This window comes from Novosphingobium sp., assembly GCF_040079535.1.
Lineage (GTDB): Bacteria > Pseudomonadota > Alphaproteobacteria > Sphingomonadales > Sphingomonadaceae > Novosphingobium.
On sequence record NZ_JBEBKB010000033.1, the window covers coordinates 15,582 to 29,908 of the forward strand.

Genomic DNA, 14,327 nt, shown 5'->3' on the forward strand with positions numbered 1-14,327 from the left:
GCAGCGCTGGAATTACCGAGAATTGCGGTGACAGGTGCGATAACCCCCAAATTCACCCCTCTCCCCTCACCTTTGCTTCTTCTTCCCCAGTGCGGCGTAAAAGTCCGGCTCCTTGGTCGCTACCCAGGCGACGAACCTCTCCACCCGAGGATCGATCCGCAGCAGCCCGGCATCAAGACCATAGCGCTGCAATTCGGAATTGGTGAAAGTGGTGATCAGCATATTCTGGCAGATCGGATGCATCGGTACCGTATCGCGCCCGCCGCGGCTTTTGGGGACTGGATGGTGCCAGATCACCGCTTCGCCGCAGGGCCGTCCGCACAGCCAGCAGAGAGCCGGCGGCGAGGCCTCTGCCGCTTCGTCTGCGCTATCATCGTAAAGGCTCTCACGCGGGCCGTGCTTTGAATATTTGCGTGCCATCGCGCTGCCCTGCACTGCCGATCCCGCGCTCGCAACGAAAAAGCCCGGCCTCCCCTATGGGAGACCGGGCCAATTCATTTGGCAGGTTAGCCGAAGCTTACTTGGTGATCTTGCTCACCACGCCCGAACCGACGGTGCGGCCGCCTTCGCGAATTGCGAAGCGCAGGCCCACATCCATCGCGATCGGTGCGATCAGCTTGATCGCGATCGAAACGTTGTCGCCCGGCATCACCATTTCGGTGCCTTCAGGCAAAATCACTTCGCCGGTCACGTCGGTGGTGCGGAAGTAGAACTGCGGGCGATAGTTGGCGAAGAACGGCGTGTGACGGCCACCTTCGTCCTTCGAAAGCACATAAACTTCAGCGTTGAACTCGGTGTGAGGAGTGACCGAACCGGGCTTGCACAGCACCTGGCCGCGCTCAACGTCTTCACGCTTCAGGCCGCGAACCAAGGCGCCGATGTTGTCGCCAGCTTCACCCTGATCGAGCAGCTTGCGGAACATTTCAACGCCAGTAACAACCGTCTTCTGGGTGTCCTTGAGGCCGATAACTTCGACTTCCTCGCCAACCTTGATGATCCCGGTTTCAACGCGGCCGGTTACAACCGTACCACGGCCCGAGATCGAGAACACGTCTTCCACCGGCATCAGGAACGGCTTGTCAGTCGGGCGCGGCGGCTGCGGGATGAATTCGTCCACGGCCTTCATCAGGGCATAGATCGATTCCTTGCCGATGTTGTCGTCGCGGCCTTCGAGTGCGGCCAGAGCCGAACCCGGGATCACGGGGATCGCGTCGCCATCGAAGCCATAGAAGCTCAAAAGTTCGCGAATTTCCATTTCGACCAGCTCAAGAATTTCAGCGTCGTCGACCTGATCAACCTTGTTCATGTAAACGACCAGCGACGGCACGCCGACCTGACGCGCAAGCAGGATGTGCTCGCGGGTCTGCGGCATCGGGCCGTCAGCAGCGTTCACAACCAGGATCGCACCGTCCATCTGCGCGGCACCGGTGATCATGTTCTTCACATAGTCAGCGTGGCCCGGGCAATCGACGTGGGCATAGTGGCGGTTTGCGGTTTCGTATTCGACGTGTGCGGTCGAAATGGTGATGCCGCGTTCGCGCTCTTCAGGTGCCTTGTCGATGTTGGCATAGTCGGTGAAGGTAGCGCCGCCAGTTTCAGCGAGCACCTTGGTGATCGCAGCGGTCAGCGTGGTCTTGCCATGGTCAACGTGACCGATGGTGCCGATGTTGCAGTGCGGCTTGGTCCGCTCGAATTTTGCCTTAGCCATTGTTCAAACCTTCTTCTTCGCTTGAATTGTAAATCCGGGGCGGGCGGCACCCGCTTGAATCAGGCGCCGCCCCTAGTATCATCTCGCCGATTAGGCAAGCTTCTCCTTGATCTCGGTCGCGACATTTGCCGGGACCTCGTCATAATGAGAGAAAAACATCGAATAGTTGGCCCGGCCCTGCGTGAACGAGCGCAGCTGGTTCACGTAACCGAACATGTTTGCCAGCGGCACCATGGCTTCGACAGCCTGAGCATTACCGCGGGTATCCGTGCCCTGAATCTGGCCACGGCGGCTGTTCATGTCGCCGATGACGTCACCGAGATAATCCTCTGGCGTAACGACTTCGACCTTCATGATCGGCTCAAGCAGCTTGATCCCGGCCTTTTGCGCCACTTCACGCATTGCCCCGCGGCCGGCGATTTCGAACGCCAGGGCGGACGAATCGACGTCGTGGTAGGCGCCGTCATAAAGCAGCACTTCAAAATCGATGATCGGGAAGCCAATCAGCGAGCCGCTTTCGGCGGTTTCGCGGATGCCCTTTTCAATCGCAGGGATATATTCCTTCGGAATGTTACCGCCCTTGATTTCGTCCTTGAAGACAAAGCCGCTGCCGCGTTCGCCCGGATTGACCTTGATCTTCACGCGGCCGAATTGACCGGTACCACCCGATTGCTTCTTGTGGGTATAATCAATGTCCACAGGTTTAGCGAGGTATTCGCGGTAAGCCACCTGCGGCGCACCGACATTGGCTTCAACCTTGAACTCGCGGCGCATCCGGTCAACGATGATGTCGAGGTGAAGCTCGCCCATCCCCTTGATGATGGTCTGACCCGATTCATGATCGGTTGAAACGCGGAACGAAGGATCCTCGGCAGAGAGGCGATTGAGCGCAACGCCCATCTTTTCCTGGTCAGCCTTGGTCTTGGGTTCAACCGACAGTTCGATAACCGGCTCGGGGAATTCCATCCGCTCCAGCACAATCGGCTGACGTTCGGCGCACAGCGTATCGCCGGTGGTGGTTTCCTTCATCCCGGCCAGCGCGATGATGTCGCCCGCGAATGCTTCGTCAACGTCCTTGCGATCGTTGGCGTGCATTTCGAGCATGCGTCCAACCTTTTCCTTCTTGTCCTTCACCGAGTTCAGGTAAGTGCCCTTGACGAGCGTGCCTGAATAGATGCGGATGAAGGTCAAGCTGCCGACGAACGGATCGTTCATCACCTTGAACGCCAGCGCGCTGAACGGCGCTTCGTCGGTTGGCGGACGGCTGTCCTTTTCGTCGCTGTCCATCTTGACGCCCTGGACGTCAGGAATATCGAGCGGCGAAGGCAGGTAATCAACCACGGCATCAAGCAGCGGTTGAACGCCCTTGTTCTTGAACGCGCTGCCGCAGCAGACCGGCACGAACGACTGGTTGAGCGTACCCTTGCGGATGCAGGCCTTCAGCACTTCCACGCTCGGTTCATTACCGTCGAGATAGGCTTCCATCGCATCGTCGTCCTGGTCAATCACCAGTTCGATCAGTTCGCTGCGATAGATCGCTGCTTCGTCAGCCAGATCAGCCGGGATCTCTTCATAGAAGAATTCAGCGCCCAGCGCTTCGTCCTTCCAGATGATAGCGCGGTTTTCAACCAGATCGACCAGACCCTTCAGATCAGCTTCCAGGCCGATCGGAATATACAGCACGGCCGGCTTGGCACCAAGCCGATCGATGATCGACTGGACGCAGTATTTGAAGTTGGCGCCAGTGCGATCAAGCTTGTTGATAAAGCACATCCGCGGAACGCCATACTTGTCGGCCTGGCGCCAGACGGTTTCGGACTGGGGCTCAACCCCGGCCACGCCATCAAAGCAGGCCACAGCACCATCCAATACGCGCAGCGAACGTTCAACTTCGATGGTGAAATCAACGTGGCCCGGGGTATCGATGATGTTGATCCGGTGATCGTTCCAGAAGCAAGTGGTGGCAGCCGACGTAATCGTGATGCCGCGTTCCTGTTCCTGTTCCATCCAGTCCATGGTTGCAGCGCCGTCATGGACTTCGCCGATCTTGTAGGACTTGCCGGTGTAGTAAAGGATGCGCTCGGTCGTCGTGGTCTTGCCAGCGTCGATGTGCGCCATAATGCCGATGTTGCGATACATCGAAAGGGGATGGCTGCGGGCCATGGGAATTTCCTTAAGTCGCTTGGGGTGGGCCGGATTGCCCTGCCCCATGGTTCAGTTCTGTGACAGCGCCGTGACGGCTTACCAGCGGAGTCAGTCGATTTTCGCTGCTACCAGCGATAGTGCGAGAACGCGCGGTTGGCGTCGGCCATACGGTGGGTGTCTTCACGCTTCTTGACTGCGTTGCCGCGGTTGTTGGCAGCGTCGAGCAGCTCGGCCGAAAGGCGCGCGCTCATCGTGGTTTCGCTGCGGTTGCGCGCAGCCGTGATCAACCAGCGGATCGCCAGCGCCTGGGCACGTTCGGGCCGCACTTCAACCGGAACCTGATACGTTGCACCGCCAACACGGCGCGAACGCACTTCGATCTGCGGCTTCACATTGTTCAGCGCATCATGGAACAACTGGATCGGATCGCTTTTGGCGCGCGTTTCCATGGTTTCCATCGCACCGTAAACGATGCTTTCAGCAATCGACTTTTTTCCGTCCATCATGAGGTTGTTCATGAACTTGGACAGGATCTGATCCTTGAACTTGGGATCAGGCAGGATTTCCCGCTTCTCGGGACGACGACGACGTGACATCGTATGAATTCCTTATTCTGTGGGCTGCCCGATCAGTCGCGCTGCAGCCACATCAAACCAGCCCGTGGGCTTACTTCGGACGCTTGGCGCCATACTTCGAACGGCTGCGCTTGCGGTCCTTGACCCCCTGCGTATCCAGAACGCCGCGCAGCACGTGGTAACGCACACCGGGAAGATCGCGCACACGCCCGCCGCGGATCAGCACAACGCTGTGTTCCTGCAGGTTGTGGCCTTCGCCCGGAATGTACGAGATCACTTCGCGCTGATTGGTCAGGCGGATCTTGGCGACCTTGCGCAGTGCCGAGTTCGGCTTCTTCGGGGTGGTCGTGTAAACGCGGGTGCAAACGCCGCGCTTTTGCGGGTTCTGCTCCATCGCAGGGACCTTTGACTTGGCCTTCTGCGGAACGCGGCCCTTGCGGACCAGCTGGTTGATCGTAGGCATGAAGTACTCTTCACCTTGGTTCGTGGCCGTGCCAGCAAGGATGAAGAGAAAAGACCGTCAGACACACCGCCAGCGAATCGCCGTGCGGCCAGCGATCCCTGCCTGTGCGAGGACCACGCTCTGACGAGCTTGAAACACTCCACCCGACTGAAAAGACCGGGTTACTTTGACGGATTACCCTTGCGAGAAGGACGCACCGGCAACGTTCAGCTCAACCGGGGCTTCGGTAGCCTTGGCCCTGGAAGTGGCGGCCATTAGGGGGGATCGGTTCGCGGGTCAAGCCGCTGCGCAGGCCGGGGCGCCATTGGCCTGCCCCGGCCCACCAGCGCCAAACGGCTAGTTGCTTCCGCCATTGGTGATCTTCGGATCGAGGATCAGCGGATTGCCCCCGGCCAGGGGGTATAGCGCAATCCGGTATTCGTACTGCTTTTTGTCCTTGGTGTTGTTGGCATTGATAAAGCAGATTTCCCCGCCGCCATTGTTGATTGGTCCGGAAAAGCCGTTTGGCAACGGATTGCCAAAACCAGGTTCGGTGCCAATCGGTCCGATTGCGACACACATCAAGGGATTGGAATGCCAATTGTAGCCGCCGCCAAGGCCGCTGGATTCAAAACGGACGACAAAAGCGAACGGGCGGTTCGAATTTGTGGGCAGAACGATGTCGGCGGCGGCGGGATAGGCAGAGGCTGGATAGACCGAGACGACCGGCGTGGTGTCATCCTTCATGAACGCCAACGCAGTAAAATCCACTTGCAGCTCATTCGTGCCGTTAACGGGTACAACAATGACCGAGATCAGCGCGTAGCTGCCGGGTTCTTGAGGCATGTCCATATTCCTTTTCTGGTTTTCCGATTTCGAGCCAATCTCCCCAAAAGCGCTTGGTCACGGTGGCCGCTTCCGGGGGGCACTCGCACTGGGTTGAGCTGATACCGCCGGTGTCATATCCGCCAATCTCGCTGAAACCTGCCGCCAAACCCTAGTCGGTCGGCGGGGTGCGACGGGTGGACCATTCCAGACGCCAAACCTTGGCCGCGCACCAAGGTCAGAAAACGGGACGCAGCATAGCCGCCAGCCTGCAACCGCTTTACAATCGCGATACCTTCCGTTCGACGTCCACTGGCAAACAGTGCCCGGGCCAGGCCTACTGAGGCCCGTGCGTTCATGGTCTGCGGTGCAGCGTCCAGCAGACCATTAATCGCACGCCAGTGTACCGGGTCACGGGTCAATTCACCGAGCGCTACGTGAGCCGAAACGAAGATTGATACCGATCCGGCATCAGCGCTGCGCATTTCGAGCGCGGCAAGCGACTGGAGCAGCGCAGCATACTGCTTCTCCGCAGACCCATTTACACCGCGCGCGCGGGCAATATCCGCCGAGAGCAACTGGACGCGGTGGCTGGCCCCAACTCGCCACCGAACTTTTGCAATATCCGATGCCTTGATCGAGACGATGGCCTTGGCGGCATTGCCCACCTGCTGCTGTGCACCGGCCAGGTCCCCGCGGCCCAGCAGGGCCTCGGCATAGGCAAGATGGGTCCAGGTCAGGTGATTGAGGTAATCAGTATTCGCGGCGTCGTGATCGGCCAGTTTCGCTGCCAGTGCCACCGCTTTCTGGCCTTGCTCAGCGGCTTGCTCCGCCTGTCCAAGATCGACCAGTGAAAAGGTGTGGTTCAAGCTAATCGGAACAAATTCAGACAGCAGCGCGTAGTTTTCAGGTTCGGCTTCGAAAGCCTTGGCAAATATCCCGGCCCCTACCCCGTACAATGCTTCTGACTGACGAAAATCGAACCGCTGTCCGGCAACTTTTGCAGACCAAGACAGCGTACTGCCATATTGAATCACAGCGTCGGCATCGCCGGGCTTGCTTTCGTAAAACCGCTTGTCGATCACCAGCGCCGCCGAAAAATGTTTGCTGGCCGCATCCAGATCGCCGCGATCGGCCGCAACAGTCCCTAGATTTGATTGGGCATAGCTTTGCTCCAACTGCCATTCGAATTTGTCAGGGTCTGCTGCGACCAGCCGGTCTGCCAGTTCAGCGTAGCCTTCAAACTGGCGCTTGGCCGCATTAAGATCGCCGCGCTGCCAGGCGATATAGCCTACCCAATAAAGCGACTGGGCATGATCAAACATCCGCTGCGGCTCATCCGGATCGCGCGCCAACAACTCTGCGGTGGTTGCGGATGCGGCTTGGTAAGATTTAAGCGCGCCGGTCAGATTCCCGCGACTATTCTCAATCTCGCCCAGCAACAGCTGCACCCGCGCGCGCCGCCCCAGTGCGTCAGCATCCAGTTTGCGCAGATCCTGCCTGCCATAGCTGATCATCAGCCGCGTTCCGACGCTTTCAAGAATATCGAGCCGCCCAACCTCATCCAGCTTGCCGCGCAGGTCGGTCAGCATGAATTCGGTGAGATCTTGCGATTCATTGCGCTGGAACACGGCCTCGTCGCGGGCCACCGTGGCGCTCCAGGCAAGCGCGCTCATCGTGGTGGCAACCGCCAATGACCCCGCCGTTGCAGCTGTGCGAACCCGTGCCCGGCGGCGATCATCGCGGCGGACCAGATCGTCAAGCCCAACCCCCAGCAGCGCGGCCGCCAGCTTAAGCCGCGCGCCGCGCTTGCCATCACCGCTATCGCGCGCATCGGCGGCAAGCGGGGCATCAACCGGCCGGTCAGTGATCTCCATCGCGGCGCCTACCGCATGGGTCAACGCGCGGGGGAAACACTCTTCGTCCTCGCTGCCCGGAATGTTCGCTGCCCCTGGCGAGCCATCAACAATCAACGCAAGGATATTGGCCGGGTTGCGGTGGGTCTTGAACCAGGCGATCTCACGATCAACCCATTTCGATTGGGCCGATCGCGGAGAACAGACAACGATCAGGAATTCAGAACTGGCCAGCGCGCTTTCAACCGCGGCACCGATGCTCGATCCGGCAGCTTCTTCCTCGCGATCCTTGAACAGCGGGAACAGCCGCGCCGGAACTGGCCCATTTCGGCCTTCGCTATCGACTAGAACCTTGGGGGTTCGAAAGGTCTCAATCGCGCGGTGCAGCCATTTACCCCAGGCCGCATCGGCCCAGCTATAGCTTACAAACGCCTTGTATCGGAAATCCGACACACCTCTCCCCCTTCCGATCCGGAATAGGGCGACCCGCTTGATCTGTAAGTTCGCATAGTCTTGCGGCTATTGCCAATACATTCGGGCGTTTGAATAGATTGCAGTTCGGGCGCTAGATTTCCAGCTGGCTGCCCAATTCGACCACGCGATTGGTCGGCAGCTTGAAAAACTCCATCGCACTTTCGGAACTTTTGGATAGCCAGGCAAACAGCCGTTCGCGCCAGATCGCCATACCCGGACGGCTACGCGATGGGATCAATTTTTGCCGGCCCAGGAAGAAGCTGGTGGTCATCATGTCAAATTCGCTCACTGATTCTGCCAGATCGCGCGGGATATCGATTTCTTCCATGAAGCCATAATTGATCATCAGGCGATGGAAGCCTTCGCCCAGGTGCTTTGTTTCCACCCGGCTTGATTGATCGACATAGGGCACTTCGGCTACCTGAACCGTCAGGATCAGCACCCGTTTGTGCATTACCTGATTGTGTTTGAGGTTGTGCAACAGCGCAGAAGGGATCGCATCGGGTGCGGCAGAAAGGAACACCGCCGTGCCCCTGACCCGGTGGACCGATGCCGCAGATTTGACGAAGACATCCAACGGCATCGCAGTCTCATCCATTCGCTCACGCATCAGCCTGCGGCCGGTCGCCCAGGTGGTCAGCACCGTGAACAGCATCGCCGCAACGACCAGCGGGAACCAGCCGCCGTCCGGAATCTTGGTCACATTTGATGCGAAATAGACCCCGTCAACCAGCAGGAAAATACTGATCATCAGCCCGGCGAGCCAACGGTTCCAGTTCCACACCTTGATAACCAGCACAGCCAGCATAATCGTGGTGATCAGCATCGTTCCAACAACCGAAATCCCATATGCAGAGGCCAGCCGGGTTGATTCCCTGAAGCCCAGAACCAGCACAAGGACCATGACCAGAAGCCCCCAGTTGATCGCCGGTATATAGATTTGTCCAGCCGCCCGTTCGCTGGTGTGAAAGGTCTTGAGGCGCGGCAGGAAGCCAAGCTGGATTGCCTGGTGAGTTACCGAAAACGCGCCTGAAATAACCGCCTGACTGGCGATTATGGTCGCCGCCGTTGCAATTGCCACCAGCGGCAACCGGGCCCATTCCGGCGCCATCAGGTAAAATGGATTGACGGCTGCCTCTGGCGATCCAAGCAGTAGCGCACCCTGCCCCATGTAGTTGATTACCAGGCAGGGGTAGACCAGCCCAAGCCAGCTAAACCCGATTGCCTTGCGGCCAAAATGCCCCATGTCGGCATAAAGTGTTTCTGCCCCGGTAACCGCCAGGAATACCGAACCCATCGCCAGAAACGCGGTGCGGTAGTCATAGAGGAAAAACTTCACTGCCCACCAAGGATTGAGGATGCCGATGATCTCGGGTCGATCGGCAATGTTGTAGATACCCAGTGCCGCTAGGACCGCGAAATAGACCAGCACAACCGGACCAAACAGCGCGCCCACCCGGGCCGTGCCATGCGATTGTATCAGGAAAAGACCGATCAGGATCACCAGCGCAATCGGCAGAACAAGCGGCGCCAGGCTGGCCTCTGCCACCGTCAGGCCCTCAACCGCTGAAAGCACTGATATCGCCGGAGTCAGCATTGCATCGCCATAGAACAGCGACGCGGCAAGGACGCCCAGCATCACCAGCCAGGCAGTCGATTGCCGCCCTTCAAGGTTTCGCGACATCAACGCCAGCAGCGCAAACGAGCCACCCTCGCCGCGGTTGTCTGCCCGCATCGCCACGAACACGTATTTGGCCGTGACAATCAGCATCAATGACCAGAAGATCAGGCTCAGCACGCCGAACACATGCAGATGATCAACTTGGAGCGGGTGCGGCCCGACAAAGCTCTCTTTCAGGGCGTAGAGCGGCGAGGTGCCGATATCGCCATATACCACCCCGATCGCTCCCATCATCAGGATCGGCAAGCTATCCTTGCGGGTGGGTGCTGCTGCGGCCAGATCGACCGAGGGCTCTGTCGGGGTCAATGTTGTTTTGTCCATCGCCGGGGCATGGGCATTTCTGGCATAAAGATTCCATGTGAATGTGCATTAAGTTTGGCATCCTCACGCCGAATTTTCTCGACGAGCGTGTTGTCCGGGAGCAGATTCAGCGCATGAAAATGAACCCATTCCTGTTGGACAAACAGTCACCCGATCTTGCCAGATCAACCAAAGAGTATGCCGGCTCCTTTCTGGCAGTGTCTGCCGCGACCCTGGCCGGATTGCTGATCGCGCAGCGCTGGGGCGACGATCCGGTTGTTCTGCTTTATATTCTGCCGGTCCTTGGTGCGGCGATTTATGGCGGGCTGTGGCCGGCAATGTTCACGGCTGTCACATCAACCCTGGCCTACAACTTCTTTTTCACAGCGCCATATCGCACCTTCCTGATCCACAGTCCGGCCGATGTCACAACCGTTGTAGTCTTGTTTCTGGTTGCCTTGGTGACCAGTCAGCTCGCCAGTCAGCTTCGTGATCAGGCCCGCCTCGCGGCTGCCCATGCCGCGCGCAATGGCACGATCGCAGGATTTGCCCGCAAGCTTCTTTCCTGCGCCAGCGAACAGGATATTTCACAAACTGCCGTGGATGAATTGGCGGACCTGTTTGGCTGCAATGCCGTTCTTGTTGCGGAAACAAATGGTCCGCACATGGCTGCAAGCGCCCCTTCCCAGGCCGCGCTTGCCCCCAGCGATCTGGCTGCTGCCGCCTTGACACTCGCTACTGGACAACCGGCAGGCCGCGGAATTCAGGGGGTGAACCTAGTGGACTGGCATTTCCGCCCGGTTGCTTCGAACCGCGCTGTCCTGGCAGCGGTTGGTCTGGCCCGCGATGATGGCAGCGTCCCGATCACCGAATCTCAAACTTTGCTGCTGGAAAACCTGCTGGATCAGACCGCCTTGGCTATCGAGCGCGCAAGGCTGGAAAGCGATGTTCGTGATGTGGTATTGCTTCGCGAGCGTGACGCGATCCGATCAGGGCTGCTTGCCTCGATTGGCGAGGACGTCAAACCGCGTCTGACCGCAATCGGCGCGGCGGCCCGCGAGCTGAAACGCTCTGGCCAGGGCAGCAAATCGGTTATCACAGGCATCGCCACCGAGGTCATCAAACTGGATCGCTATATCGACAACCTGCTGAATATCGGCCCGGTTGAAGAACGACTGCCAATTTCGATCCGGAATTTGACGATCGATCTGCATCTTCGGATTGTTCGCAAGGCCGGCGTCGAAGTTCACCTCACACCCAAGGAATACGGTGTCCTTTCCGAACTGGCCAAGCATCAGGGCCGTGTGCTGCCGCACCGCCAATTGCTGATGGCGGTCTGGGGGCCGGCGCACAGTGATCAGATTGATTACCTGCGTGTGGCCATCAGATCCTTGCGCCAGAAGCTTGAGCAGCATCCCGAGGCGCCAGTACTGATCGTGAATGAACCCGCAGTGGGCTATCGGCTTGATCCTGGTAGGGCTTGAAGATCATTTCTTCAGACCGCGCCCCGCAAATTCCCGAAAGCCTCCCCCCAAACGGGGATTTTCCTTTCGCCGGTTGGCCTTAGACAGGACAGGTACTGGAAGACGGGGGCAACCTTCAATCCGGACAAGGGCGCCAGTGCAGCTTGCTCGCACCACTGCCTAGCGCTTTGATTGCCGTCGGGCTGCCGACATGCGCGACCCGTCGGTCAGCTCGGCGGCAATCAATTTTGGGTGCTGCAAGTGGAGCAGCCGCCCGGCATCTTCCAGCAACCGCACTTTCATCCCCGGCCAGGCCGCCTGCAAGCGCGGCACGGTATCTTCGGCGCGGTACATTGCATCCTGAAGCCCGCACATCACCGTGATAAAGCTGCCATCGGCAATTGAGTGAAGCACATCCTGGTCCCCGGCCAGGCCCACAGCGGCCAGCCCCTTGCCGCCCTGCAGCGCAGCCAGGCGGTTGGAATGGATGTGGGCGCGGCGCGTTTCGGGATCGGCCAGAACCATCCGATCACCCGCGCTATCGCCCATGAATTTGTCGATCATCCGCTCCATGGTCCGATCGCTAACCCGATTGGCCAGCTGGTTGGCCAGCGGCGCGATCATCGCCGGGAGTGAATAGAACACGCGTTTATATGCGCCCTGGATCCCGCCCAGCGTCTTGTCCGCCTTGGGCTCGCTTTCAGGATTGACCACCACCACCCGGCCCAGCCGTTCGGGATAGTGCCGCAGCAGGAACGAAACCTGCCGCGCCCCGCGTGAAATCACGTTGAAACGTTCTGCCCCCAGCGCATCGGCCACCGCGATCACATCGTGGGCGCTCTCATCAAAATAGTTGCCCTGGGTCATTTCAGTCAGGCCAAAACCGGGGCTGTCGATCGTCACCGGACGAAGCCCGCCGGCTTGCAATGCGGCGATATAGCTGCGCGGCAGATATCGGCTGGTGGTGGCGGTGTGGAAATGGAATGTCGGGATGCGGTCTGCCGGGCCATAATCGGCAAAGGCGATCCGCCCGCCCTGGCGCTTGCGCATCAAAAGCCGCACCGGCTCGCTGCTGGCGGCCAGATCAACCCCGCCCACATCCTGCGCGGCCAGCATCCGTGCGGCCAGCCCGATCTGCGCGGCGACCGCCGCCAGCGCGGTGGCGTTGCCCACCCCCAGCGCAGTATAGACCACCTTGAGCTCGGCCTTGATCGTTTCAAGCGAGAGGCCCAGCTGCGCCGCCACTTCATCACGGGTCTGGCCCAACGCAAACAGCCTGGCGATCGCGCTTTGCCGGGCGCTTAGCCCAAAGGCTTCGCGCATCGCACCGTCGCTATCAAGGTCGAGTGGCTCATCAAGCGTGCCCAGCTTGATTGCGGCGCCAACCAGCGCGGGCTGACGCGGGTGTCCGCTTTTGGCCAAAACGTCTTTCAGCGTGGTCCGGGCTGTTTCATATTTGACCCCATCGCGCAGCGCGGCATCGCGCAGGTTTCCGGCCTGGGCCAGCCGGCACAGCAGCCGTTCCTCGCCCTGGGTCAGGCGGAACATCGAACGCGCGCGGTTAAAGCGATCCTGCCTTGCATCCATCGCCGCCAGCCGCATCGTGACGTGCGATGGCAGCCGTCCGCCCGGCGCGGCCCAGGCCTTGATCATCGGCCAGTGGGCATAGGGGGCCAGCGGCAGGATCAGCACCAGCACCGGGCTGGCGTTGGCCGGATGGAGGAAACGGATCAGCGGGCTGGAACTGGCGGCGGGAAGCTCCCACTCCAGCTCCTCGCGTTCAGCGGCGCTAAACGCCTGCTCCCAGCCATTGTCCAGCTCTCCGCTGGCTGCATCAAGCCCGCAGACCAGCCAGGCTTCGGCAAAAATCGCGGCCGGGCGCGTGGGCACGGCAGTCGGCTCGCCAGCCAGATCGCGGTCAGCCTCGATCAATTCAGCCAGCGCGCGGGCCAGTTGCTCGAAATCATCGGCCAGCAATGCCCGTTCCGATGCTTCGGGCCCAAAACCCGGTTCAGCACGATCTTCGATCATTCGCGGCCCACTCGCACTCTCTCCAAGCCCGCCTCGCGGCGGGTACATCCGCAGCCATACCACAAGCCGCGCACCGCTGCGCCTGCCAATCCTATAGTTTGAACGCAGGCCGCTGTGCCAGCCTGGCCCGCCAATCCGCGATTGCCGGGCGGCCTTCATTGGCATCAACCTTAACCCAGCCGGCAAAATCGAGCGCAACCCCGGCGCTGATATCGGGCAGGCTGAAACAATCCAGCGCGACCCATTCACGGCCTTGCATGTGCGCCTCGAACCGATCGAGGAAATGCCCCAGCCGCGCCCGTCCGCGCTCAGCCAGTTCAGGGATCTGGGCGTAGTCATTCGGCCCAGGCAGGGCCCGGCCAATCATGCCCTTGGATGTATTGCGCAGCACTTCGGCGATGGCCATGAAGCATTCGCCCTCGATCTTGCTGTTCCAGCTGGCAACCTTTGCCTTTTCCAGCGGCGTGGTGCCAAGCAGGGGCGGATCGGGCTGGAAAGCTTCGGCCCAGGCAGCGATCGCGGCATTATCACCCAGCACCGCACCATCATCCAGCACCAGCGCAGGCACGGTCAATCCCGGGTTGATCCGGGCAAAGGCTTCACCGCGCTGTTCACCGGTGGCCAGATCAATCTCACGGGCTTCGTGGGCAATCCCTTTTTCGGCCAGAACAATCCGTGCCCGGCGTGGGCTGGGGGCGCGATTGAAATCATAGAAAATGGGCATTGTCCGAATCTCCTGTGGTTGCTCAGCCTAAGACCATCTGCCGCGCTGGCAAGCCGCGCTTGCCCCCCGCGCGCCAATCGCTTAGCGCCGGGGCATGGCAGAC

The 14,327-nt window shown here is 59.8% G+C and carries 11 protein-coding genes; 1 reads left to right on the top strand and 10 read right to left on the bottom strand.

The window, feature by feature from the left end:
• Positions 1–66: 66 nt before the first annotated feature.
• The 8 genes from ABL914_RS10615 to ABL914_RS10650 all read right to left on the bottom strand — a co-directional run bounded on the left by ABL914_RS10615 (position 67) and on the right by ABL914_RS10650 (position 9,937).
• Positions 67–420, bottom strand: a complete 354-nt coding sequence (locus ABL914_RS10615) for a hypothetical protein (RefSeq protein WP_391563153.1) — start codon at positions 418–420, stop codon at positions 67–69.
• A gap of 97 nt (positions 421–517) precedes the next feature.
• Positions 518–1,708, bottom strand: coding sequence for an elongation factor Tu (gene tuf / locus ABL914_RS10620; protein WP_391563154.1), 1,191 nt, complete (start codon positions 1,706–1,708; stop codon positions 518–520).
• Between the two features lie 90 nt (positions 1,709–1,798).
• Complete coding sequence (gene fusA / locus ABL914_RS10625) at positions 1,799–3,871, bottom strand: elongation factor G (protein ID WP_391563155.1); 2,073 nt, start codon at positions 3,869–3,871, stop codon at positions 1,799–1,801.
• A 107-nt stretch (positions 3,872–3,978) separates the two neighbouring features.
• On the bottom strand, positions 3,979–4,449 hold the full coding sequence (gene rpsG / locus ABL914_RS10630) for a 30S ribosomal protein S7 (RefSeq protein ID WP_391563156.1): 471 nt from the start codon (positions 4,447–4,449) through the stop codon (positions 3,979–3,981).
• Positions 4,450–4,519: 70 nt separating this feature from the next.
• A complete protein-coding gene (gene rpsL, locus ABL914_RS10635) occupies positions 4,520–4,891 on the bottom strand; it encodes a 30S ribosomal protein S12 (protein WP_309751014.1) in 372 nt (123 codons plus the stop codon).
• Between the two features lie 336 nt (positions 4,892–5,227).
• Complete coding sequence (locus ABL914_RS10640) at positions 5,228–5,716, bottom strand: hypothetical protein (RefSeq protein WP_391563157.1); 489 nt, start codon at positions 5,714–5,716, stop codon at positions 5,228–5,230.
• A 113-nt stretch (positions 5,717–5,829) separates the two neighbouring features.
• Complete coding sequence (locus ABL914_RS10645; RefSeq protein WP_391563158.1) at positions 5,830–8,004, bottom strand: TIR domain-containing protein; 2,175 nt, start codon at positions 8,002–8,004, stop codon at positions 5,830–5,832.
• A 112-nt stretch (positions 8,005–8,116) separates the two neighbouring features.
• Positions 8,117–9,937 (bottom strand): potassium transporter Kup, encoded by a 1,821-nt coding sequence (locus ABL914_RS10650; protein WP_391563163.1) that lies wholly within the window; start codon positions 9,935–9,937, stop codon positions 8,117–8,119.
• 203 nt (positions 9,938–10,140) lie between these two features.
• On the opposite strand from ABL914_RS10650, the gene ABL914_RS10655 reads away from it, so the two are divergent.
• Positions 10,141–11,490 carry a DUF4118 domain-containing protein gene (locus ABL914_RS10655; protein ID WP_391563159.1) on the top strand — a complete coding sequence of 450 codons (1,350 nt, stop codon included), beginning with the start codon at positions 10,141–10,143 and terminating at the stop codon, positions 11,488–11,490.
• 159 nt (positions 11,491–11,649) lie between these two features.
• On the opposite strand, the gene ABL914_RS10660 is transcribed toward ABL914_RS10655, so the two are convergent.
• Together ABL914_RS10660 and ABL914_RS10665 are read right to left on the bottom strand one after the other, a co-directional pair.
• A complete protein-coding gene (locus ABL914_RS10660; RefSeq protein WP_391563160.1) occupies positions 11,650–13,500 on the bottom strand; it encodes an alpha/beta fold hydrolase in 1,851 nt (616 codons plus the stop codon).
• A gap of 91 nt (positions 13,501–13,591) precedes the next feature.
• Positions 13,592–14,224 carry a glutathione S-transferase family protein gene (locus ABL914_RS10665; protein ID WP_391563161.1) on the bottom strand — a complete coding sequence of 211 codons (633 nt, stop codon included), beginning with the start codon at positions 14,222–14,224 and terminating at the stop codon, positions 13,592–13,594.
• Positions 14,225–14,327 lie beyond the last annotated feature (103 nt).

What these genes read in the sequence shown, in the direction of transcription:
- ABL914_RS10615 (WP_391563153.1), bottom strand. Translation starts at nt 420, where the DNA reads ATGGCACGCAAATATTCAAAGCACGGCCCGCGTGAGAGCCTTTACGAT.
- tuf (WP_391563154.1), bottom strand. Translation starts at nt 1,708, where the DNA reads ATGGCTAAGGCAAAATTCGAGCGGACCAAGCCGCACTGCAACATCGGC.
- fusA (WP_391563155.1), bottom strand. Translation starts at nt 3,871, where the DNA reads ATGGCCCGCAGCCATCCCCTTTCGATGTATCGCAACATCGGCATTATG.
- rpsG (WP_391563156.1), bottom strand. Translation starts at nt 4,449, where the DNA reads ATGTCACGTCGTCGTCGTCCCGAGAAGCGGGAAATCCTGCCTGATCCC.
- rpsL (WP_309751014.1), bottom strand. Translation starts at nt 4,891, where the DNA reads ATGCCTACGATCAACCAGCTGGTCCGCAAGGGCCGCGTTCCGCAGAAG.
- ABL914_RS10640 (WP_391563157.1), bottom strand. Translation starts at nt 5,716, where the DNA reads ATGCCTCAAGAACCCGGCAGCTACGCGCTGATCTCGGTCATTGTTGTA.
- ABL914_RS10650 (WP_391563163.1), bottom strand. Translation starts at nt 9,937, where the DNA reads ATGGGAGCGATCGGGGTGGTATATGGCGATATCGGCACCTCGCCGCTC.
- ABL914_RS10655 (WP_391563159.1), top strand. Translation starts at nt 10,141, where the DNA reads ATGAAAATGAACCCATTCCTGTTGGACAAACAGTCACCCGATCTTGCC.
- ABL914_RS10660 (WP_391563160.1), bottom strand. Translation starts at nt 13,500, where the DNA reads ATGATCGAAGATCGTGCTGAACCGGGTTTTGGGCCCGAAGCATCGGAA.
- ABL914_RS10665 (WP_391563161.1), bottom strand. Translation starts at nt 14,224, where the DNA reads ATGCCCATTTTCTATGATTTCAATCGCGCCCCCAGCCCACGCCGGGCA.